The sequence below is a fragment of the Paenibacillus sp. SAFN-117 genome, assembly GCF_051966115.1.
Lineage (GTDB): Bacteria > Bacillota > Bacilli > Paenibacillales > NBRC-103111 > Paenibacillus_L > Paenibacillus_L residui.
This window is the reverse complement of the sequence record NZ_JBQCLK010000035.1, coordinates 40,690-61,657: the sequence shown is the minus strand read 5'-3', so window position 1 is coordinate 61,657 and position 20,968 is coordinate 40,690. Positions and strand designations below refer to the sequence as shown.

Below are 20,968 nucleotides of genomic sequence, written 5' to 3'. Positions count from 1 at the left end.
TTAGATTTCTATATTCGGAAGAAATATGGAAACTAACTGGAAAACCTACAGCTAGTTTGCGCCAAAACAGCCGTTTCGCCCAAAGTTGCCCATTTTAACTGTAGTTTATCCAGTTAGTTTGATCATTTTCGCCCATTCGCTTGAATCTACCTGTACAAAATACAGTTAGACGTGCCGCTCCGCTTGCAACGATGCCTGCAGACGGTAAAATAGACGGATTTTCAAGGTAGACGTGTTACTGGTCTTCTTCCTCTTCGGAATCCCCAAAGTCCTCGTCTTCTTCTTCATCCAGTTCGGCATCCTCTTCTTCATCATCTTCGTAGAATTCTTCTTCCTCTTCTTCAGCGTCTATATCTTCACGATCCTCATCGTAGGTATCGAAGTCTTCTTCACTGTAGACTTCTTCTTCCTCCTCAGGGAATTCATCCTCTTCATCCAGATCGTCGTCATCGTTAATAATTCTTGGACGCTTGGCGCTGCCCACGCCATCATCCGATTTGGTATCGACAGGGTACCATCTTTTGAGTCCCCACAGATTGTTGCCTACGCATGCAAAACGGCCATCGACGTTGATTTCGGTATACAGCTGCGCGATGACCTGCATGACCTCCTCTTCGGAAAATCCCTTTATCTTCGCGATCTCCTGCATCAAATCACGATAATAGAACGGCGTATTAGCCGCCTTCAATACCATAAAGGCCAAATCTACCATCGGCATTTCCTTGGCTTGCTCTGGCGCAATCTGGAGCGTAAATTGGCTGCTCATTCGAACACTTCCTTCCGTACATATTCACTGCAAACGATCTAATTTTCCCCAATTATCATCCTTAAGTAAAACCTATTTTATTCAAAAATGCAACTCTATACACCCTCAAAAAAAATAATTTAAGCGGAGGCCAAACTGCGCCTCCGCTTACGACTGTAAATCCCGAACGGTGACCTACCCGTCACCGCCTTGTACTTATATCAAGGGCCAGCAAATGATCCCTCTCTTCATCCTATGTGAAACGGGAACGAATGACACGGTTTAGCGCTGAATTATCCAAAAGCGGGCGACCATCCGATGCGGGGGGAAGACCCCTTACATAGGATATGAAAAACGAATATCGCGTCATGACTCCAATTCATATTCCAGCAGCACAGGAAGAATCTCTTCCAAACAGCAGCATATGGATCTCATGCGGCAAAGGGGAAATTCACAGATGGAAAGGGATCTTATCTATTGGATACATGATGAGCTGCAATACAGAGGAGCGGATTCCTCGAGGCATATCATCCGATTCAAGTCCAAGAGGGAATACTTGAATTGTCTTAATCTGATCAGCCAGCTGAAACCGTCCCTGGATGCACTTCCTTTCCTTCAACCGTTACCTTCCATTCAAGGCTTTTCCTGCTTTCTTCGTTCCGCCAGCGAACTGAGCTCTTATTCGGATACGGTGTCGATCGAGGAAGACCGCAAGCAGGCTGTTATCCATGCCGCCTCTTCTTCATCGACGCGTTCGCGCTCTCAAGCGAAATTTCGTGTCGACGAGCAATTCATTCCATGGGGGGTTCGGCAAATTAAAGCCCCTACCGCCTGGGCACGTTCTACCGGACATAAGATTAAAATTGCGGTAATAGACACCGGAGTCGATTACATGCATCCCGACCTTCAACGAAATGTGGCCGGCGGCGTCAACGTCATCTACCGCCATCTTCTGCCGAGAGACGATAATGGACATGGAACCCATATCTCGGGGACCATAGCAGCCTCCTCCCAGAGAAAGGGCATTGTCGGCGTCGCTCCCAATGCGTCCTTATATGCTGTCAAGGCCTTCGATCATAACGGCACAGCCTTCATCTCCGATATCATCTTCGGTATCGAATGGTGCATCCGCAACCGCATCGATATTATCAACATGAGCTTCGGGATGAAGAACAGCAGCAAGGCATTGGAGGATACGATTCGCAAAGCTTATGAGGCAGGGGTTATCATTGTCGCTTCCTCCGGCAATGACGGACGTAGCGGACGGATTGATTATCCGGCCAAATTCCCGTATACGATAGCGGTCGGAGCGACTACGAAAAACCGGAAAGTAGCCCGATTCAGCAATCGGGGCAAAACGATCGATATCTATGCTCCGGGAGATAAGATTTATTCATGTTGGTTAAATGGTAAATACCATGAGTTAAGCGGCACCTCAATGGCTACTTCCCATGTTTCGGGAGTGATCGCCATGATGATGGCGGTTCGCGGGAAAATGTCCACCAGGACGGTGAAGGACCTGTTGAAGAAAAGCTCTTCCGCCATTCAGAGCAAAAGATCCACCTCCTTGGATACCGGGGAGATCAATGCTCTGCAAGCGGTCCGAACCGTCATGTCCTAATGAAGCAAAGCGGGCTCCGTGTCGAGCGTCAAGCTGAAGCGCCCGGCACTGCTGCCTTGAACACGCAGCTCATAATCCCAGCATATCTTGCCTATGCCGTCGACGAGATGGACAGCCAGACGGTGAGTATAAGTCTCCAGATGAATAATTCCCTGTTGGGTGCGATAGAACCCCGGAATCCATCGATGGAGAATGAAGGTCTGTTCGGATTGCAAATCGCCATGCCGGATCACTTTAATTTCCTCTCGTCCGACCTTGACTGTCGTCGTTGTATTGCCCATATCCGACTCCTCTTCCTGATATCGGATGTAGCCGTTCTTCTCTTTGGGGTACCATGCGGCTGTAAACGTCCTGCTGGTCTCCTCATCTTCTTGCAAGCTTCTGACGGTAAGCCGGATTTCTTTATGTGCAGCCATGTCTGTTCACTCCTTCCAAGGGGGCTCCTGCGACGGATCGCTGTCCCCTTGTCAAGTTTCTGTCAACACCTCAGCTTATATTACAAACACCGGGCTATTCGGCCCTTGACTGAACCGATTAATAGGTACGGATGAACAAAGGATTAAGGCGCAGCCTTAATCCTTTGTTCATCTTTATGAGCTTACATTGATTATTTAACAAACCCGAGAAGCATCTCACGAACCAGCTTGGCAGCGACAATCTGTGTCTGCTCACTGGGATCGTAGACCGGGGCCACCTCTACCAGGTCGGCACCCACTACTCGCAGATCGGAGCAGGCAATGGCATGAATGGCCGCCAGCAGCTCCTTGGAAGTAATGCCGCCGGCTTCCGCCGTACCCGTTCCCGGCGCCGCGGACGGGTCCAGAACGTCAATATCGATCGTTACATAAACAGGCCGGCCGGCGAGCTCGGGAAGCACTTGACGAAGCGGCTCCAGAACGTCGAACGGGTACATATGGAGATTCCGGCGGGCATACTCGAACTCCTCGCGCGTCCCGGAGCGGATGCCGAATTGATAGACATTGCCGCCGCCGATCAATTCCGCGGCCTTGCGGATCGGCGTCGAATGGGAAAGCGGCTCGCCTTCATACTGCTCCCGCAAATCGGCATGTGCATCGATATGGATCAGCGCAAGATCCGGGTATTTGGCATACATTTCGCGGATAATGGGCCAGGAGACAAGATGCTCCCCGCCCAAGCCGAGCGGAAATTTGCCGTCGTTCAGCAATCCTCTAATATAATCGCCGATCATATCCAGACTGCGGGCCGGATTGCCGAAGGGCAGCGGGAGGTCTCCCGCATCGAAATAGGAGGCATCCGCCAGATCGGCATCCAGATAAGGGCTGTATTCCTCCAAGCCGATAGACACTTCCCGGATCCGGGCCGGGCCGAATCGCGATCCCGGGCGGAAGCTGACCGTGAAATCCATCGGCATGCCGTAGATCACTGCTTTGGAGTTTTCGTAATCCGGGGAGCTGGCAATAAAGACATTCCCTGAGTAAGCGTCGTTAAAGCGCATTTGGCCACGTCCCCCTGTCGTTATTTACAAAGCTCTTCCACGAATTTAGGCAGCGCGAAGGCCGCTTTATGGATTCGCGGGGAGTAGTATTTCGTATTGATTTCAGGAATGGTGCTTTCGTCAACAGCAAGCGGATCATACTTTTTGCTGCCAATGGTAAAGGTCCACAGACCGCTCGGATAAGTAGGAATGTTCGCCCAATAAACGCGCACCACCGGGAAAATTTCACGCACATCGCGGTTAACGTTGCGGATAAGGTCCGCCTTGAACCACGGATTGTCGGTTTGCGCCACGAAAATTCCGTCGTCCTTAAGCGCGTCATAAATCCCTTGATAGAAGCCTTTGGTGAACAGCTCTACGGCCGGGCCAACCGGCTCCGTGGAATCAACCATAATGACATCATACTCGTTCTTGTGGTCATGAATGTGCATGTACCCGTCATTGACTATCACTTCGACCCGGGGGTTATCCAATTCGCAGGCAATTTCCGGGAGGAACTTCTTGGAATATTCGATGACCTTGCCGTCGATATCGACCAGCACAGCCTTCTCCACTTCGGGATGCTTCATTATCTCCCTAATAACCCCCCCGTCACCACCGCCAACCACAAGCACCTTCTTGGGATTCGGGTGTGTGTAAAGCGCGGGATGGGCTACCATTTCATGATAAACAAATTCATCCTTAACGGTAGTCATCACCATTCCATCCAGAACAAGCATCCGTCCAAATTCGACCGTATCGATAATGGCCAGATCCTGAAATTCCGTCTTCTCCGCAACCAGCGTTTCTTTAATTTTTGCCGTAATGCCGAAATATTCCGTTTGCTTCTCGGTATACCACAGCTCCATTGTCCTATCCCTCTTTTCCTGTATTGAACAGACTCATGTCCGCATAACCTTCTATTACTTTTCCTCTTCAGCGAAATTTTAACGTCAGACGAACAAAGCAACAATTGTATTATAGTAAATCGCGCTGAAATTGCAATGAGAAAAACTCCATTTTAAGGATAAACGGCCGTGTTTACAAAATGTTATTTTCAGCCAAATAGTATGTCCTGCAGAAAATCCGGATGAGATTGAATATCAAGTCCCAACCTTTTCCATACTAGAAGTATAGATGCTACGGCAGAAGAGGAGGTAATGGCGATGCAGGACAAAGAAGCGGAGCCCCATTTGCGCTGGATAAGGAGAATCCGCAAATGGTTTTCTTTGCTGTTTTCCTTCCTGATTCTGTTTGCGGCCGGAACCGTTCTGCTGCTGCTTTATTTACGTTCCCAGGCCCTGCCCGTCACTCATGTACTGCAATCATCCGAAATCTATGATATTAACGGAGAGCTTATCGATTCTTACCACGCCGGGCAGAACCGGCAAGCCGTTTCTTTAAACGATATCTCCCCATACCTTGTCCAAGCGGTTCTGGCCATTGAAGATCAGCGCTTCTACGAACATTTCGGGGTGGACCCGAGGGGAGTCGCCCGCGCCGTCGTCACCAATGTTAAAACGATGTCCATGCAGCAGGGGGCGAGCACGATCACCCAGCAGCTGGCCAGAAACCTGTACCTGAACCATGACCGGACCTGGTCGCGGAAAATTAAGGAAGCCGTCTATGCTCTCCAATTGGAAATGCAGTTAAGCAAGGATCAGATCCTCGAGCAATATTTGAACCAAATTTATTACGGGCACTCTACGTATGGAGTCCAGGCAGCTTCGCGGCTGTTCTTCGACAAGGATGCCAGCGATCTCACCTTGGCCGAGAGCGCGCTGCTTGCAGGCGTGCCTAAAGGACCCAGATATTTCTCCCCGTTCTATAACATGGAGAATGCTCTTAAGAGGCAGAAAATCATCCTGAATACGATGGTGGCCCAGAATCTCATTACACAGCAGGAAGCGGATCAAGCTGCCGCCGAAAAGCTGGTTTTCGCGGAGAACAACAAGAGCCGGGAATCCGAAGCTCCTTATTTCCAGGACTACGTCAGACAGATAGTCAGCGAGAAGCTGAACCTGGAGGAGTCTCTATTCGAGACAGGCGGCATCCGGATCTATACGACCTTGGATTTGAGAGCGCAGAAAATCGCCGAGGAAGCCGTCAACAAGCACCTAAAGTCGAATGAGGAGCTGCAGGGGGCGCTTATCTCTATTGACCCTCGGAACGGCTATATCAAGGCGATGGTCGGAGGCAAGGATTATAATGCGAACCAATACAACCGTGTGTTCACGACGACTCGGCAGCCAGGTTCCTCCTTCAAGCCTTTTGTCTACCTGGCTGCTTTAATGAACGGATTCACCCCTGTCAGTCAATATAAAAGCGAGCCGACGGAATTTGTGTACGATGACGGCAAGAAAACCTACCGCCCCAACAACTTCAACAATCATTACGAGAATGAATATATTGATATGCGTAAAGCCATTGCCAAATCGGACAATATCTACGCGGTTCATACCATTATGGATGTGGGAGCTGAGCAGGTTATAGATCTGGCCCGCAGAATGGGGATTACGAGCCCCTTGGAGCCGCTGCCTTCCCTGGCCCTAGGCACCTTCCCGGTCAGCCCGTACGAGATGGCGTCCGCCTTCGGTATTATGGCCAATGATGGGATACGGGTGGAGCCGGTTGCCGTTCTCAAGGTCGTTAATTCAAGGGGCAGGATTCTGTATGAAGCGAAGCCGAAGAAAGAACGGATTATCGATGCCCCTTATGCTTATGTCATGACCAATCTGATGCAAAGCGTATTCGAGCAGGGAGGAACCGCCAATCGGGTATCCAGCGTGCTTAAACGCCCGGTAGCGGGAAAAACCGGAACGACGAACAACGATGCATGGATGGTCGGCTATACGCCGGAGCTGTCCACGGCCGTCTGGGTCGGATATGACCGCAATAAGGCGATAACAACCGCCGACTCCTATAAGGCCGCCCCCATCTTCGCCGATTTCATGGAGAGGACGCTGGATCCGGTGCCGCCGAAGCTGTTTCCGATCCCGGACGGAGTGGCCAGCGTATATATTGATCCCGTTACCGGGAAGTTGGCGAATGAGGCCTGCTCTCCTTCGCGGCTGGAAGTATTCGTCCAGGGAACGGAGCCGAAGGAATACTGCGCAGAATCCAAGTCCCCGGCCCAGCCGGAGAAGCCGGCAGGCAACAATTCCTGGTGGGATTATTTGAAGCGATGGTGGAATGAATAAACGCAAAAAAGCAGACGAAAGCGTCTGCTTTTTTGCTGTCCTAGTATATTGATGCAAATATACTTTCCATAGTATACCCCGATTGTGGAACCTTCTCAACGGATGACACACAATCGCCATAATTTCGAAATAAAAGTTGGAGGAAGTCTATACCTTATTAGATGGCCAATGCATCCTTGATTTCGCTGCCCGAGCGCTCCCACCACTCCGGATTGTGGTTGATCAGGCAGTCCCTCAACAGCTTCTTCTCCGCCTCATTCAGATTCTCCACCAGCACATGCCGTTTCATCGCCTTATCCATCCGGTTGACATGATCGGCAAGAATCTTCCAGCCTCTTCTCGCCTCCGAATCAATCAGCATTTCACAAGCGGCCAGCCCACCATAAAACGGGCCTTCTTCCGTACGGTCTACCGCCACCCATACGATCCAGCATTTGCGGCCGTTAGGCACATCTTCCTTATTGGCCGAGAAGCGGATGCGGCGCTCCACTTTACTCTTCGCATGCAAGGTGCCTTCATCCACGTAAGCCTCATCGCCATCAATAATGATGCCGGACACGTTGCTAAGATCGATGGAGCCGGCTCCGAATCCCCTGTGATTATATTTGGTGCTGACTATATTCAAAGCATTAAGCTTCTTGCCCTTCTGTTGCTCTTCCATTGTCATCACTCGCTTTTCCTATAAATCGAAATACCTTTCTTTATTTTAGCTAATATTCCCGCATTTGCAAACATATACATGCTGTAGATGCTTGTCAACGGGGGGAGAACAATGAAACTAAGATTAACTAAACCATTTATGATTTGGTTGCTTGTAGTCGTTGCAAGCTGCGCGGTAACGGCCGGCCTGCGCCTCCTGACATGGAACAGGGATACCATGACCACTACCCTGAACCACGGCCCCATCCTTAACGATGCGGTTCCCCAACAGCTCAAAGCTCCGGACCCTTCGGCTCCTCCACCCATGAGCAGACGGATTGTGGAATACCATATTTCCGCTGCTCTCCAGCCGGACAGCAAGTCTCTGTCGGGGAGCCAATCATTAACATGGGAGAACCCGGGGAAGCTTCCGGTTGAAGAGCTTTATTTTCACATGTATCCCAATGCCTTCGAGTCGAAGAAAACTACCTTCTTGCAGGAGTCGGCGGGAAAGCTCAGACAAGACGAACAGAAGCCCGGAAGCTACGGCAGCATGACTCTACATAAGGTGACCACGGCCGAAGGCACCAATCTGCTCGACCGGATGGAGTATGTTCAGCCGGATGACGGGAACAAGAATGACCGGACTTTGGTCAAGCTGTCCCTGCCCGCACCTGTACTTCCCGGACAGAAGGTAACTCTGAGCATGGATTTTGAGGTGCAGTTGCCGGAAGTATTCGCACGAATGGGATATGCGGACGATTTCTATATGGCCGGGCAGTGGTTTCCCAAAATCGCCGTCTACGAGCCGGAGGGAATGCGCGGGAGAACGGCCGAAGGCTGGAATCTGCATCAGTATCATGGAAATTCCGAGTTCTATGCGGATTTCGGAATTTATGATGTCATCATTAAGGTGCCTTCGACGTTTACCGTAGCAGCGACCGGTTTTCCAACCCAGGCTCCCGTCATTCAGAACGATATCAAAACCTATCACTTCTACGCAGATGACGTGCATGATTTCGCTTGGGCCGCTTCCCCGAATTTTCAGTATTATGAGGAACCGTTCTCCACCTCGAACGTCCCCGGCGTCAAGATCAAGCTGTATCTAGACCCTAAGCATGAAGCATTAAAGGGACGCTATTTGCAGGCGGCCAAGAAATCTCTGGCCCGCTTCAGCGAATGGTACGGAGCTTATCCTTACTCGACCTTATCCATCGTAGTTCCTCCGGGCAATGCCAACGGAGCCGGCGGGATGGAATACCCGACGCTTATCACCGCCTGGGGAGCGGCCGAGGATAATGCCGACCTCAACCTGGAAAGGGTGGTCGTCCATGAAATCGGGCATCAATTTTTCTACGGAATGGTCGCCTCGAACGAATTTGAAGAAGCTTGGCTGGACGAAGGCTTCACCTCCTATGCGGAAGATCTGGTCATGGAACAGGAATATGGCATTAAACCGAGACAGGCCCTGGAAGCCACCTATATTACCGCTCCCGCCTCGTTGACCATTAACGCTTGGGATTACGATGATCACAGTCATTATGCGGATAATGTCTACATTCGCGGCAAATTGATTCTGATGGCCATCGAGCAGGAAGTCGGTTCCGATACGATGAAGAAAATCATGAAAACTTATTTTCAACGCTGGAAGTTCCGTCATCCGACAACGAAGGATTTTCAAAGCGTGGTGGAGGATGTTACCAAAAGGAGCTGGGAAGATTTCTTCCAGCAATTTGTCTACGGCAGCCAAATGATCGATTATTCCGTGGACAAAATCCGCATTCGTCCGGCAGGCCCGGATCTGTATGATAATGAGGTTCTGATTACGCGTAAAGGCGCCCAGCATCACACTGTGCCCATTCAATTTCATTTCACGGACGGCACCAAAGTCGATAAGCTGTGGGACAGCCAGGGAAGCCAGATCTTGTATAATCTCAGTCACTCATCCCCGCTCTCCTGGGTCGTCATTGATCCGGAATATACCCTGATCCTGGAGAACCGGAAGATGAACAATTTCATGAATGCGAGCGTTGATGACAAATGGAAGGTTCGTTGGAATACAGGTATCGTTAAAATTATCGAGACCGTCTTCGGCTGGGTCTCCTGGTGAGGTGTCCCGTAATGCTGCAGCATATTAAGTTGGGCTGGAGGGCAGCCCTAAGACAGCCATTCGCCGTTCTGGTTCTGTTCCTGTACCGCTTTGCCTGGGGGTTCGCTCTGTATGAGCTGGTGAAATCCGTCATCATTCCGTTATTGCATCGTTATCCGGGGAATGTCTCTCCGGACCGGGTCCATCTCTTCCTGGCCGAAATTCAGTTCCAACTGACGAAGACGGACCTGATTTCCCCCTACCTGTGGCTGCTCGTCGGTCTTCTCGGCGCGAGAATGCTGCTCACCCCCTTTATCAATGCGGCGTTATATTACTCCGTGGAGTATACCCGCTTGAATAACGGCTATCGATTTTTTAAAGGAATCAAAGAACTGTACAAGTCCTTCTTGCTGTACTACCTGCTGCAAACCGTCGTCACTCTGGGACCGCTGTATTTTCTTATCCCGAAGGTCAAGAGCATCTTTCTACAAGCCGTATCGTACGAAAGCCTTCTGATGAATCTGCTCCCTTGGATCGCCGGTTGTCTCGTCTACGGATTTCTTGTCCGGCTCGCCGTTATGTACCTGCAGTTCGGAAGAACGGCCAACCGCCCGCTGCTTCAGTCCATGACCTGTCTGATCAAGGGTCTGCTTCCTGTTATCGGAATGGCCGTGATCCTGCTGCTGCTCTCCTTCCTGCTCTCGCTGACGGTTCTTACCGTTGTCTTCGTCTGGGCCGGCTTCTGGGCCGTGCTTCTTTATCAGCTCTACCGTTTCGCGGAGACTTTCATTTCGGTATGGGGGATTACGAGCCAGCATCAATGGTATACAAGCCAAAGCGCTTGACGGCTATTTCCCGGATTCGTCTATAGCTGCTTGGCGGCACCGTAACGATCCGTAGGCATACAGCCAAGGATAAACGGCTATCGCCGTCCTTGGGATGGCGCGTTTACCGATGAAATATACTTTCTTATATTTGAAGAAAAACGCTGAGGGCGCGCTGAACAGAAGCGTCATTCCTCAGCGTTTATGCCGACCATCTATTAGAGCCTTTCCGCAGGTTGCTGCGGCAGGGCTCTTTTGGCATCTTGTTAAATAAACGCCCTACCCCGTCAAAACGAAATTTCATTGGCAATGTACTGCACCGAGAACATCGTGGAAAGGCAGGCTGAATACGATCAGGCCGTTCGCTTCCGGCCTGCTTTTTTTGTTGAATAAAACGGTTCATTGTCTGAGTTCCGGAGGAAGGCACATTTTTTCTCATTTTTTGCAGAAGGATTTTCTATATCGATGGAGAATGTGTATTACTATTGCAAAATTGTAACAAATGCTACAAAATGTCCGACTTTCTTCCAGGCCAGTCGGCTTCCCGAGCGGAAGCCGGTCGGAAATCGGGCATAAGTGGAAGGAGACATCAGGTTTTGAGGAAAGTTGTCGTCGGTTTATTCAGCTTCGTACTATTGTTCAGCTTCATGTTGGGAAGCGCTTCCGCCGAGACTCCGCTAAGCGCAGAGGTTGACGCCCTTATCGGAACCCCTTACAAATGGGCCGGTACCACGGAAGAAGGCTTCGATTGCTCCGGGTTTACCCAGTATCTGTTCGCCAAATTCGACATCAAGCTGTCCCGCAGCTCTAAGAGTCAGGCTAAAGAGGGTACCGAGGTAGACAAGGCGGACCTAAAAGTTGGTGATTTAGTATTCTTCAACACCGACGGCAAAGGAATCTCCCATGTCGGCGTTTATATGGGAGATGGAGAATTTGCTCATTCCGCGACCGATGACGGAGTGATGATCAGCCGTATGGATGAGAAGTATTATGCCAAACGGTACGTCACTGCCCGCAGAATTCTCGGGGATGACGATTATAAGAAATTGACTGCCGAGCAATAACGGTCCATTACAATGGATCATCCCCTCCGAAGGGGAGAGCAGCAATATAAAGCCCAGCGCGGCCGGACAAGCTCCGGAGCACTGGGCTTTATTCTTTAATTTTGTTTATCGATTCCGGGTAAGATAGGCCTTGATCGCAAATTTCGGCAGCACAAGCTGTCTTCTCCAACGGGAGGGCTGGCGTATTAACCGATACAGCCATTCCAGATTGAGACGTTTCCAAATTTCCGGCGCGCCCTTCACTTTGCCGGCAATGACATCCAGGCTCCCGCCTACTCCGATGGCCAGCTTGGCCCCCAGCCGGTCCTTGTAGCGGTAAATCCATTTCTCCGCACGCGGCACCCCTAGAGCGACTATAAGAAGATCCGGCTTCCGCTCCTTAATTTCGGAGACAAGCTGCCCTTCCTCCTCTTCGGAAAAAAATCCGTTATGGCGCCCGGCGATTCTGACACCCGGATACCGCTGCCGGATCGTCTCCACAGCCGTCCGGTTAGTGTCCTCATCCGTCCCCAGAAAATAGAAGGACCAACCCTTCCGGTCACCGGCCTCCAAAAGCCGCAGCAGCAAGTCGTAACCCGTCACTCTCTCCGGGACGGGATTTCCCCTCCACTTGGCCGCCATAACAATCCCGATGCCATCGGGGGTAACCAGTCCGGCCTCGTGAATAATCGTCTGCAGCTCATGATCCTGCTGCTGCTGCATCACCATCTCCGGATTGGCTGTTATGACCTGGAACAAATCTCCCCCGTCGGCTTCCAACCGTTCCGACAGCAATTGTACGGTTTGCTCCATTGTAATTTTAGCAAAGGGAACACCCATAATATTGACTTTATCTATTGTTCTTCTCATCCTGTATTCTCTCCTAAACGATAGCTCTTCAGCGGAAGCACCGCCTAATCATTGATCCGCTCATGAAGATACTGCTCTAAGAACTGGGCATTCCTTCGGTCAAGTATTTGGGCTACTCTCTTGATGAGGCAGTCCATTGAGCAATTAACGGCACTGCGGAATAATCAATTAAATTTCCGTCCTTGAAGGTACAGCAATACTCATAAGCAGAAGGGCCATCCTCTAACAGTTGGGGCAAATAATACCGCGCATGCTGCGGAATGCCGTTATTTTGCGGATCCAGCACCCACCCGATCGGCTTCCAATCCAGGATGCCTTCGTCCGTCTCGCGGGGAGTTATGTATGCTTGGGGATCCAAATGTCCGGGAAAGTCCGCCAGGAAAGCATACATTCCTCCGCTGGTCCCTCCCAGTGTCGTCCAAGTGACCTTGCCCCTGTCCCTGACGTGGTCCAGATGAATTCCCGTTTCCTCCAACACTTCCCTAAGCACACTATCCGCAGGACTTTCCCCGGCCTCGATCTTGCCGCCCACTCCATGCCACAGTCCCATGACCGGAGGGGATTTACGGTTCAACAGCAGCAGACTGTCGTTATGACGTATATAACAAATAGTATATTTGAGCAGCAATGGATCCACCCCGTCCGCAGCGATTTCATTTTCCAATTTCATTTTCTATAGTCTAACATGTCCGCGATTACATGGCTATCCGAAATGCCGCACTTCCTCTGACGTCCGCAAGCTGCCCATCATTGTTTCAATAAATCATTTCGGTCAATCATCCTCGTTTAGGCAGCAATTCCCGGGTGAACCGGATCCATTCTCTCGCCGCAAAAGATAAATATTTGTTTTTCCTCCAAATCAATCCCAAATTCCATGGAATCGCAGGCTCAACCAGCGGGACGACCGCTATCCGCTTCGGATCCAGACCTTGGCAGATCGTTCGCGGAAGCAGCGAAATACCCAGTTTCGCCGCAACCATCTCGCTAATGAAATCCCATTGTGAGCTTTCATAAAGAACATTAGGCCGATAGCCCGCACGGATACATTCATCTGGGATTCTATAGTGCAGGGCGAAATCTTCGCTTAGCAGGATGAACGACTCCTCCTTCAACTCCGCTAACCGGATGAAGGGCATTGTCGCTAAAGGATGATCTGCCGGCAGAAGGACCATTAACTCCTCCCGAACAATTTCGAAATACTCGAACTCCTCCTCTCTCGCGGGAAGCAAAATGACTCCGATATCCAGCTCCCCGTTTTCTACGGCATTTTCCACTTTCTTGGCCCCCACTTCGATAATCTTGATCGCTATCCCCGGGTAGGTTACGCGAAATTGACCCATGACCTCGGGGAAGAAATGCGAGCCGATCATCGGCGGCAAACCGATTCGAAGCAGTCCCTTACGAATTTCCATAACATCATTCAATTCAGTGGAGAGGTTATGGAAGGCCTCCAGCACCCGTTTGGCCTGTGATAGCACGACCTGTCCCGCATCCGTCAGCTCCATCTGCTTGGTGGAGCGGTCGAGCAGCGTAACCCCCAGCTCCTCTTCCATCAGCTTCACCATCTTGCTCAGCGTTGGCTGTGTAATATGCAATGTCTCCGATGCTTTGGTGAAGCTTAATTGCTCCGCGACTTCGACAAAATAACCAAGCTGTCGAATATCCATTGGCCAGGCTTCCTTTCTATATATAGATATTATGAATAAATAACATTCCATATATGTATTTTACCTATACATTTTCCCCATGTACACTGAAATTAAAGGAGAGAACGGGATGAAGATATTATTTAAGATTATTGCTCAAATTGGGCTTCTGCTGCTGTTTGCTTCGGCAGGAAACTGGATTGCGGCCTTTCTTCACCTGCCGGTTTCGGGGAGTATCATCGGTATCGCCCTTGTTTTTATCCTCCTGCGCATCAAGGTGATTCGACTCGATTGGGTGGAGTCGGGCGCTAACTGGCTCATCCGTCATCTGCTGCTGTTTTTTATTCCGGCTGCGGTAGGAATTGTTCAATATACGGATGTTATGGCCCGCGACGGATCCCGCTTCCTGCTTGTCATTCTGTTCGGCACGGCCGCCGTAATGACTTGTACCGGCTTGATGGCGGATTACATTTATCGGAAAAGGAGACATCAACATGATAGTGACATCAGCGGCCATGCTGCTGCTAACCCTTCTAATCTACCAAGGCGCCGTCCGTCTCTACGCCCGCCACAATAAAATTTGGCTCGCGCCAATCATCATTGTGCCCGTTGTGATCATTGCTTTTCTTGCACTCACTCCCGTCGGTTACGATCAATTCGAATCCGGAGGAAAATGGCTGTCAAGGATGCTCGAGCCGGCTACCGTTGCCCTGGCCATCCCCTTGTATAAATATTCATCGTTATTAAAAAAGTACGCTGCAGAAATAATCGGCAGCGTACTATTCGGTTCCTTGGTCGCCATATTCACCTCGGCTCTGCTGGCCGGATGGATGCATCTCGAGCCGAAATGGGTGAACAGCTTGCTGCCCCGCTCCGTCACGACCCCGATTGCGATGACCATCTCGCAGAGGCTTGGAGGAATCCCTCCGATCACTGCCGTATTTGTCATCCTGACCGGAATTGCCGGAATGATCATCGGCCCGCTCGTTATTCGTTACCTGCCCATTCGCAGTGGCATATCCAAAGGCTTGCTTCTTGGCGTAGGGGCGCATGGTTCCGGAACGTCCAAAGCCTTCGAATTCGGACCGGTTGAGGGCGCTTTGGCCAGCCTGGCCATGATTATCACTGCGATGGTCACGATTGTTACGGCCCCGCTGCTGCTGCCGTTCCTCAAGCTCTGGACGGGATAATAGTTTACCCGCGAGCTCTAGAGAAACGAGACAGCGGGAAATAGAGCAATAATTATTATCATTATTGAATATATTATTTATATCGATAACGTTAAAACGAATATTTCCGGACATCGCCCTACCATTATATATTGAGAATAAGTATTCGCAGTAGTAGAAGTTAGGCAAATCGATAAGGAATTTGACCAGATCGATGCCGGGACCTCCAATCACATCAACATTTTAATAATTTTGGCCGGAACGCCGCCTACAACCGCATAATCGGGAACATCTTTAGTCACTACGGCTCCAGAAGCTACCACCACATTATTGCCGATAGTCACCCCCGGGTTAATAACGGCCCTTCCTCCTATCCATACGTTATTTCCAATTGTAACAGGCTTGCCGTATTCAATTCCCGTGCTTCGTTTCTCAGGTTCTAAAGGATGAGCAGCCGTATAAATATGGACGCCGGGTGCCATAAAACAATGGTCCCCTATTCGAATTTCACACACGTCCAAAAAAATACAGTCAAAATTAGCATAAAAATGATCGCCGACATGAATGTTATAACCATAATCACAACGGAATGGCGGCTCAACGTAGGGCTTGTTACCCGTGGAACCGAAAAGCTTCATTAATATATCCATCCGCTTTTCCTGTTCCGTCTCTAGCGTCTCATTATATAATCGGATTAATTTTCTGGCACTCTCACGCTCCCTTGTTAATAGCGCATCTGAAGCGAAATACAGTTCCCCTCTTAACATTTTTTCTTTTTCCGTCATTCTCTTCCTATCCCTTTCCAGATAAATTCTGCCTCGGCTTACCTTCCGAGCTAATAAAACCATTTTTGCCCGGAACAGAAAGACTATACCCTTCTTTATTGAAATATGAATATGCATCAAAACAGCACGGCTTCGAGGATAATGATTGAAGAATGCTAACTTCAGCCACCGATACAGTATGTTGGTTGAGCGATGTTTAGAAGCGTTAGTGGGTGAACCGCACAACAAAAAACAACCGGGTCCGCGCACAATGGCTGTCTCCGGCTGTTTAACTAATATGAATTATTTATAGGGATACCGCTTCTTCATAGACACCTTAAACGTAAGGGATTAATCGCGAACTACCGAATGAAAGAATATCCGCTTTCCCAATATAATTCCCACAATTCCACCTCCGCCAGAGACTATCATGACAACATATTCGACCAAATCTGACTCAGGGTTTCCTAACGAAGATTCATCCAATCTATGGCTTTTTTGATATCACTAATGATAATATTATCGATGTTGTCGTCGATTTTAAGGTCTGCCCCTCGATTCGTTCAAAGAATACTCCCGGCTGCTCCGCTCCAAAATAGACGACGGGTTCTACGCTTCTATGTTACACTAGTAGCTGAAATCATAGAGATATGTAAGGAGTAAGAAAATGTTAAAACTGATATCCTGGAATGTTAACGGCCTCAGAGCCTGCATAAATAAAGGGTTCTACGACTACTTCAAAGCGGTGAATGCCGACATATTCTGTGTTCAAGAAACAAAGCTGCAGGAAGGACAAATTCAGGTGGAGCATGGTGAGGAATATACTTCTTACTGGAACTATGCACAAAAAAAGGGGTATTCCGGCACGGCCGTCTTCACAAAAATCAAACCGCTGTCCGTTCGCTACGGACTGGCGGAAGATGAGGAGCCGGAAGGGCGAATCATTACACTCGAGTACGATGCCTTCTTCCTGGTGAATGTTTATACGCCTAATGCCAAGCGCGATTTGTCCCGACTTTCGTATAGACTGGAGTGGGAAGACCGGTTTCGAAGTTATCTGCAGAAGTTAGATGCGGACAAGCCAGTTATTGTTTGTGGAGATTTGAATGTGGCCCATCAAGAGATCGACCTGAAGAATGCCAAGTCGAACCGCAACAATTCCGGCTTCACTCAGGAGGAGCGGGACAAAATGACGCAGCTTCTGGAATCGGGATTTATCGATACCTTCAGACACTTCTATCCCGATCGGACGGACGCTTATTCCTGGTGGTCCTACATACCCAAGGTAAGGGAGCGGAATATAGGGTGGAGAATTGATTATTTTCTCGCTTCTGCCAGACTTAGTCCTTGCTTGCTGGACGCACAAATTGATTCCGAGGTGACCGGCAGCGATCATTGCCCGGTTATTTTAACTATGAAAGAAATCGCCAAGCCGAACGAAGACTGTAACGTTTAAAGCGGGCAGCATAACGGCCTGGTCCGAATTATCGGGCCCGGCTGTTTCTCATGGCCGCGAGCAGCTTCACCTCGCCCTTCTCCCCATTGGCAAAATCCCGGTACAACTCAGACTCCATTGGAACTAGAGCCATTTTCCCCTCTTGATCGAAGTGAATGCCCCATCCGAATTTCTTGGGCAGCATAGAGGCTCGGAAACAGGGCTTCGGCTTCCGGTAAAATTCTTCCCTGATCTCAACTCCCCGTGCAGCCAACTCCTCTTGGGGAATCTCTTTATGCCGAATATGAACCTCGTAAAGAAGTTCTTCCTGGGTATAGGTGTAGGGATTTTCCGAAAGCAAAGCATACTCGATCCCGGCTTTCGTCTTCTTCTCTTTCCGGTCTGGAGGGACCGTCCCCTTATCGGCCGGACAATCCGCCGAAACCGTAATGAACGTATTGTAATAGTTCCATTCCATCAAGCTTCCTCCTTAGCCAGTTCCCATTATGGTTCTTTAGTAAATTTTAACTGGACGCCCAATAGTTTAGCTATCATTTTTTCCACCGCTTTGGCCTTGCTCCTTAGCTCCGAATCCGTCCATTGAAAAATACCTTGATCAAATAAAAATAGCATACCGGTTAATATAAACTCCGCCGCCTCTAGCGGATCCTCGACTTGAAACTGCCCTTCCTCCGTTCCTTGCTGCAATATTTGGGCGATCATAGGGGCGAAGGCATGAATTTTAGCCACGATCAGCTTTTGGTGATGCAGGGCATTGTTTTCCTGGTGGAGGAAGTCGAGATACATTTTGTATTGCGATGGGCTATAAATCTCTTCCCCGAGCACTTTCGTCAGTTTATCCCGGGCCGTCATTCGGTTGTTATCTGCAATGCTTTCTATCTTTTCAGCCTGTGCGGACACGGATAACTGAATGATGGCAAAGACGATCTCCTCTTTCGATTTAAAATAATAATAAAAGGTGCCTTGCGCAACCCCGACTTTACGGACAATATCGCTGACGGCTGTCTGTGCGAAGCCCTTCTCACGAAACAACTGCATGGCCGCTTCCACAATTTCTTTGCGCCGCACTTCCGGATCTTTCGAGATTCGAGCCATTGGACCTCTCTCCTTGAGATGTAATAGTTTTATTATACCCCTTGACTGACTTCAGTCAAATAAAATATAATGCTCAATAATTGACTGACGTCAGTCAATTATTACCGAAAGGAGTGGTTTCTCCATGATGTCCCGCAGAATCTTGATGCTCGCATCGATAAGCGCTTTTATCGCGGTATTTGCCCAGAATCTATATACGCCCATCTTGCCGCAAATCCAGCAGCAGCTTCAGACCTCTCATTATCTGGTTAATTTATCGGTTTCCCTGTATACGGTCGCTCTTGCCGTCATGCAGATCGTATATGGTCCGCTCGCCGATGCGAAAGGAAGAAGAACTGTCATTTTGCCGGCCATTGTCGTTTATACCGGTGCGTCATTCGGCTGCGCCTATGCCGGTTCCATTGAGATGCTGCTGCTCTGCCGTTTCTTTCAAGGAATCGGGGCGGCAGCCATTCCGGTAGTAGCGGCCGCTGTCATCGGAGATTTGTATGAGGGAAGAGAACGGGCAAGGGGGATGGCTACCTACCAGCTTTTTCTTACTCTGGCGCTGTCTATGGGACCTCTCGTTGGAGGTATGGTCGGAGGGTGGAGCGGCTATTCCGGTATCTTCCTTCTTGTAACTGTCATGGGGATCGCCATGCTGCTGGCCAATCTGTTTTGGCTTCCGGAGACCAAGCCTGCAGCAGGGACCGCCTCTCCCTTCCGTCTGTCTTCTCTTGTATTTATAGCCGTTAAGCACAGAAGCTCAGCCACGGTTCTTATCGGTTTCACCCAATATTTGGCTGTGTACGTGTTCACGGTCTTCTTGCCGCAAATAGCGGCACATCGTTACGGCTTGGGGCCGGAACAGACCGGAGGTTTGTTTCTTCTGCTGTCTCTGCTGCCTGCTGTCAGTGTTAGGCTGGGAGTTAGGCTCCAATCCAGGATGGGAAATGAACGGAGCCTGCTATTCACAAATATGCTTAATGTGCTCTCCATTTTCTTGTTCGCCTTTACGGCGAATCTCTCTCTTCCGCTGCTCATTGCGGGGCTTTGTTTATTCGGCTTTACGATGGGATTGACGATGCCCGTCCCCGCCACACTGCTGACAGAATACTTCCCCAAAGACAGAGCAACCGCCGTCGGCGTGTATAACTTGGTCCGTTATATCGGAATGGCCGCAGGCCCCATTATTGGAGTGCCCCTTTATCTTGGAGGGAATGTGCCCCTATTGTTCGGAGCCATTGCCGCAATCTATGGAGTATCCGTATGGTTGGGAATGCTGATCATCCGTCGACGAACGTCTGCCCCAGGGGGCCGCAATCGGGAGCATGGACTTTGAAACAGGATTTTTACAATAAAACAATAAAAAACAACGAAAACCACATTTTATTGTTGATTTCTTGTTGCATCATCCCTTATGATGAAGTGGAAACCTATTTGATCCAATGAAATGAGATGATCCGTTCATGACCTCGCTTGCCATTCTTTTAGTTTTATGCTCCGGAATGGCTCATGCCGTTTGGAATCTTTTCACAAAGAAGAGCCTGGACAAAGCGGTATTCCTATGGTGCATCCATATCGTAGCGGCGGTGCTGTTCCTCCCGTATTTTATTTATGAGCTTATACATGTTCAACTTACGTGGAAGCTGCTGCTGTTCATTGCCTTATCCATGGGCTTTCAAGGCGCTTACTTTGTTCTTCTTTCCAAAGCCTATTCACATGGCGACATGTCGCAGGTATATCCGATCATGAGGGGAACGGGAGCGTTGCTGGTGCCGGTCATGAGTACCCTTCTCTATCACGAGTCCCTCTCGATTATAGGATGGATAGGTCTCGGCCTGATTATTGTCGGTTTATTTGCCATCAGCGGCCTGACCGGCCGACAGGCGAGCCAGAACAAAGCTTTGACCCCGGTGGCCGTTGGATTGGCTCTGTCAGTCGGACTGTGCATTACCGGCTACACTCTGACCGACAAACTGATCGTGGCACAGATGTCTCCGCTTGCGCTAATCGAAATTTCGAACATTGGTTATGTGCTGATGGGTACACGCTATGTATTGAAATCCGGGCAAATCCGCCAGGAATGGAGCCGGAATTGGCGCACCATTGTGCTGGGTTCCGTTCTCTCACCGGGCTCTTATCTGCTCTTTCTGTTTGCCTTGCAATTGGCGCCGCTGGCGGCCATTGCCCCCATTCGCGAGGTCGGTACCGTGTTCGGCACTCTGCTCGGCATCTTTCTATTGAAGGAACAGCAGGGACTGCGCAGGATCGCCATGGCCTCGGTAATTACATTCGGGATCATATCCATTGCTTTGTGGGGATAAGTTAAGGCCATTCATTTTATAGGGAAAAGAGGAGAAAATTATGAG

General features: G+C 49.7%; 21 protein-coding genes. 10 read left to right on the top strand and 11 right to left on the bottom strand.

Going from position 1 to position 20,968, the window contains the following annotated elements; translation table 11 throughout:
- Nucleotides 1-235 precede the first annotated feature (235 nt).
- Nucleotides 236-766, bottom strand: coding sequence for a DNA-directed RNA polymerase subunit delta (gene rpoE / locus ACTHRH_RS20360; RefSeq protein WP_144939709.1), 531 nt, complete (start codon nucleotides 764-766; stop codon nucleotides 236-238).
- A 436-nt stretch (nucleotides 767-1,202) separates the two neighbouring features.
- Between rpoE and ACTHRH_RS20355 the strand changes: the two genes are divergently transcribed.
- Nucleotides 1,203-2,366 (top strand): S8 family peptidase, encoded by a 1,164-nt coding sequence (locus ACTHRH_RS20355; RefSeq protein ID WP_379286048.1) that lies wholly within the window; start codon nucleotides 1,203-1,205, stop codon nucleotides 2,364-2,366.
- Here the strand turns inward: ACTHRH_RS20355 and ACTHRH_RS20350 are convergent.
- The 3 genes from ACTHRH_RS20350 to speE all read right to left on the bottom strand — a co-directional run bounded on the left by ACTHRH_RS20350 (nucleotide 2,363) and on the right by speE (nucleotide 4,691).
- The gene (locus tag ACTHRH_RS20350; protein WP_440417400.1) at nucleotides 2,363-2,782 is read right to left on the bottom strand and encodes a DUF1934 domain-containing protein; all 420 of its coding nucleotides are present in this window, start codon (nucleotides 2,780-2,782) and stop codon (nucleotides 2,363-2,365) included. The genes ACTHRH_RS20355 and ACTHRH_RS20350 overlap by 4 nt on opposite strands.
- 191 nt (nucleotides 2,783-2,973) lie before the next feature.
- Nucleotides 2,974-3,843 (bottom strand): agmatinase, encoded by an 870-nt coding sequence (gene speB / locus ACTHRH_RS20345; protein WP_440417398.1) that lies wholly within the window; start codon nucleotides 3,841-3,843, stop codon nucleotides 2,974-2,976.
- Nucleotides 3,844-3,863: 20 nt separating this feature from the next.
- Complete coding sequence (speE, locus tag ACTHRH_RS20340; RefSeq protein WP_144939701.1) at nucleotides 3,864-4,691, bottom strand: polyamine aminopropyltransferase; 828 nt, start codon at nucleotides 4,689-4,691, stop codon at nucleotides 3,864-3,866.
- Between the two features lie 297 nt (nucleotides 4,692-4,988).
- Here speE and ACTHRH_RS20335 point away from each other — a divergent pair, with 297 nt between their 5' ends.
- Entirely contained in the window at nucleotides 4,989-7,022 is a 2,034-nt protein-coding gene (locus ACTHRH_RS20335; RefSeq protein ID WP_440417396.1) for a transglycosylase domain-containing protein, read from the top strand.
- 157 nt (nucleotides 7,023-7,179) lie between these two features.
- On the opposite strand, the gene ACTHRH_RS20330 is transcribed toward ACTHRH_RS20335, so the two are convergent.
- Entirely contained in the window at nucleotides 7,180-7,683 is a 504-nt protein-coding gene (locus ACTHRH_RS20330; RefSeq protein WP_144939715.1) for a YwhD family protein, read from the bottom strand.
- Between the two features lie 111 nt (nucleotides 7,684-7,794).
- Between ACTHRH_RS20330 and ACTHRH_RS20325 the strand changes: the two genes are divergently transcribed.
- The 3 genes from ACTHRH_RS20325 to ACTHRH_RS20315 all read left to right on the top strand — a co-directional run bounded on the left by ACTHRH_RS20325 (nucleotide 7,795) and on the right by ACTHRH_RS20315 (nucleotide 11,638).
- On the top strand, nucleotides 7,795-9,771 hold the full coding sequence (locus ACTHRH_RS20325; RefSeq protein WP_144939697.1) for a M1 family metallopeptidase: 1,977 nt from the start codon (nucleotides 7,795-7,797) through the stop codon (nucleotides 9,769-9,771).
- An 11-nt stretch (nucleotides 9,772-9,782) separates the two neighbouring features.
- Nucleotides 9,783-10,595 (top strand): hypothetical protein, encoded by an 813-nt coding sequence (locus tag ACTHRH_RS20320; RefSeq protein ID WP_144939695.1) that lies wholly within the window; start codon nucleotides 9,783-9,785, stop codon nucleotides 10,593-10,595.
- Between the two features lie 575 nt (nucleotides 10,596-11,170).
- Nucleotides 11,171-11,638, top strand: a complete 468-nt coding sequence (locus tag ACTHRH_RS20315; protein WP_144939693.1) for a C40 family peptidase — start codon at nucleotides 11,171-11,173, stop codon at nucleotides 11,636-11,638.
- A 105-nt stretch (nucleotides 11,639-11,743) separates the two neighbouring features.
- Here ACTHRH_RS20315 and ACTHRH_RS20310 read toward each other — a convergent pair whose 3' ends face one another.
- The 3 genes from ACTHRH_RS20310 to ACTHRH_RS20300 all read right to left on the bottom strand — a co-directional run bounded on the left by ACTHRH_RS20310 (nucleotide 11,744) and on the right by ACTHRH_RS20300 (nucleotide 14,154).
- Nucleotides 11,744-12,487, bottom strand: a complete 744-nt coding sequence (locus ACTHRH_RS20310) for a WecB/TagA/CpsF family glycosyltransferase (protein ID WP_379286056.1) — start codon at nucleotides 12,485-12,487, stop codon at nucleotides 11,744-11,746.
- A 112-nt stretch (nucleotides 12,488-12,599) separates the two neighbouring features.
- A complete protein-coding gene (locus tag ACTHRH_RS20305; RefSeq protein WP_260982163.1) occupies nucleotides 12,600-13,157 on the bottom strand; it encodes an NUDIX hydrolase in 558 nt (185 codons plus the stop codon).
- A 106-nt stretch (nucleotides 13,158-13,263) separates the two neighbouring features.
- On the bottom strand, nucleotides 13,264-14,154 hold the full coding sequence (locus ACTHRH_RS20300; protein ID WP_440417395.1) for a LysR family transcriptional regulator: 891 nt from the start codon (nucleotides 14,152-14,154) through the stop codon (nucleotides 13,264-13,266).
- Nucleotides 14,155-14,263: 109 nt separating this feature from the next.
- Here ACTHRH_RS20300 and ACTHRH_RS20295 point away from each other — a divergent pair, with 109 nt between their 5' ends.
- Together ACTHRH_RS20295 and ACTHRH_RS20290 are read left to right on the top strand one after the other, a co-directional pair.
- Nucleotides 14,264-14,710, top strand: coding sequence for a CidA/LrgA family protein (locus ACTHRH_RS20295; protein WP_440417393.1), 447 nt, complete (start codon nucleotides 14,264-14,266; stop codon nucleotides 14,708-14,710).
- On the top strand, nucleotides 14,628-15,323 hold the full coding sequence (locus ACTHRH_RS20290) for an LrgB family protein (protein ID WP_379286061.1): 696 nt from the start codon (nucleotides 14,628-14,630) through the stop codon (nucleotides 15,321-15,323). The genes ACTHRH_RS20295 and ACTHRH_RS20290 overlap by 83 nt, the downstream gene beginning before the upstream one ends.
- Nucleotides 15,324-15,532: 209 nt before the next feature.
- Here ACTHRH_RS20290 and ACTHRH_RS20285 read toward each other — a convergent pair whose 3' ends face one another.
- Nucleotides 15,533-16,087, bottom strand: a complete 555-nt coding sequence (locus ACTHRH_RS20285) for a sugar O-acetyltransferase (RefSeq protein ID WP_144939683.1) — start codon at nucleotides 16,085-16,087, stop codon at nucleotides 15,533-15,535.
- A 646-nt stretch (nucleotides 16,088-16,733) separates the two neighbouring features.
- Here ACTHRH_RS20285 and ACTHRH_RS20280 point away from each other — a divergent pair.
- Complete coding sequence (locus tag ACTHRH_RS20280; protein ID WP_144939681.1) at nucleotides 16,734-17,522, top strand: exodeoxyribonuclease III; 789 nt, start codon at nucleotides 16,734-16,736, stop codon at nucleotides 17,520-17,522.
- A gap of 28 nt (nucleotides 17,523-17,550) precedes the next feature.
- On the opposite strand, the gene ACTHRH_RS20275 is transcribed toward ACTHRH_RS20280, so the two are convergent.
- Together ACTHRH_RS20275 and ACTHRH_RS20270 are read right to left on the bottom strand one after the other, a co-directional pair.
- Complete coding sequence (locus ACTHRH_RS20275) at nucleotides 17,551-17,979, bottom strand: DUF6157 family protein (protein WP_144939679.1); 429 nt, start codon at nucleotides 17,977-17,979, stop codon at nucleotides 17,551-17,553.
- 26 nt (nucleotides 17,980-18,005) lie between these two features.
- Nucleotides 18,006-18,617: a TetR/AcrR family transcriptional regulator gene (locus tag ACTHRH_RS20270; RefSeq protein WP_144939677.1), complete on the bottom strand. Its 612-nt coding sequence runs from the start codon at nucleotides 18,615-18,617 to the stop codon at nucleotides 18,006-18,008.
- Nucleotides 18,618-18,741: 124 nt separating this feature from the next.
- Between ACTHRH_RS20270 and ACTHRH_RS20265 the strand changes: the two genes are divergently transcribed.
- Complete coding sequence (locus ACTHRH_RS20265; RefSeq protein WP_440417389.1) at nucleotides 18,742-19,938, top strand: MFS transporter; 1,197 nt, start codon at nucleotides 18,742-18,744, stop codon at nucleotides 19,936-19,938.
- A gap of 127 nt (nucleotides 19,939-20,065) precedes the next feature.
- On the top strand, nucleotides 20,066-20,923 hold the full coding sequence (locus tag ACTHRH_RS20260) for an SMR family transporter (RefSeq protein ID WP_144939674.1): 858 nt from the start codon (nucleotides 20,066-20,068) through the stop codon (nucleotides 20,921-20,923).
- The last annotated feature ends 45 nt before the right edge of the window (nucleotides 20,924-20,968 follow it).

Coding starts and splice junctions, on each gene's coding strand:
- ACTHRH_RS20275 (WP_144939679.1), bottom strand. CDS start 17,979: ATGGAATGGAACTATTACAATACGTTCATTACGGTTTCGGCGGATTGT.
- ACTHRH_RS20305 (WP_260982163.1), bottom strand. CDS start 13,157: ATGAAATTGGAAAATGAAATCGCTGCGGACGGGGTGGATCCATTGCTG.
- ACTHRH_RS20280 (WP_144939681.1), top strand. CDS start 16,734: ATGTTAAAACTGATATCCTGGAATGTTAACGGCCTCAGAGCCTGCATA.
- ACTHRH_RS20260 (WP_144939674.1), top strand. CDS start 20,066: ATGACCTCGCTTGCCATTCTTTTAGTTTTATGCTCCGGAATGGCTCAT.
- rpoE (WP_144939709.1), bottom strand. CDS start 766: ATGAGCAGCCAATTTACGCTCCAGATTGCGCCAGAGCAAGCCAAGGAA.
- ACTHRH_RS20265 (WP_440417389.1), top strand. CDS start 18,742: ATGATGTCCCGCAGAATCTTGATGCTCGCATCGATAAGCGCTTTTATC.
- speB (WP_440417398.1), bottom strand. CDS start 3,843: ATGCGCTTTAACGACGCTTACTCAGGGAATGTCTTTATTGCCAGCTCC.
- ACTHRH_RS20330 (WP_144939715.1), bottom strand. CDS start 7,683: ATGGAAGAGCAACAGAAGGGCAAGAAGCTTAATGCTTTGAATATAGTC.
- ACTHRH_RS20335 (WP_440417396.1), top strand. CDS start 4,989: ATGCAGGACAAAGAAGCGGAGCCCCATTTGCGCTGGATAAGGAGAATC.
- ACTHRH_RS20355 (WP_379286048.1), top strand. CDS start 1,203: ATGGAAAGGGATCTTATCTATTGGATACATGATGAGCTGCAATACAGA.
- ACTHRH_RS20270 (WP_144939677.1), bottom strand. CDS start 18,617: ATGGCTCGAATCTCGAAAGATCCGGAAGTGCGGCGCAAAGAAATTGTG.
- ACTHRH_RS20295 (WP_440417393.1), top strand. CDS start 14,264: ATGAAGATATTATTTAAGATTATTGCTCAAATTGGGCTTCTGCTGCTG.
- ACTHRH_RS20320 (WP_144939695.1), top strand. CDS start 9,783: ATGCTGCAGCATATTAAGTTGGGCTGGAGGGCAGCCCTAAGACAGCCA.
- ACTHRH_RS20350 (WP_440417400.1), bottom strand. CDS start 2,782: ATGGCTGCACATAAAGAAATCCGGCTTACCGTCAGAAGCTTGCAAGAA.
- speE (WP_144939701.1), bottom strand. CDS start 4,691: ATGGAGCTGTGGTATACCGAGAAGCAAACGGAATATTTCGGCATTACG.
- ACTHRH_RS20290 (WP_379286061.1), top strand. CDS start 14,628: ATGATAGTGACATCAGCGGCCATGCTGCTGCTAACCCTTCTAATCTAC.
- ACTHRH_RS20285 (WP_144939683.1), bottom strand. CDS start 16,087: ATGACGGAAAAAGAAAAAATGTTAAGAGGGGAACTGTATTTCGCTTCA.
- ACTHRH_RS20310 (WP_379286056.1), bottom strand. CDS start 12,487: ATGAGAAGAACAATAGATAAAGTCAATATTATGGGTGTTCCCTTTGCT.
- ACTHRH_RS20325 (WP_144939697.1), top strand. CDS start 7,795: ATGAAACTAAGATTAACTAAACCATTTATGATTTGGTTGCTTGTAGTC.
- ACTHRH_RS20300 (WP_440417395.1), bottom strand. CDS start 14,154: ATGGATATTCGACAGCTTGGTTATTTTGTCGAAGTCGCGGAGCAATTA.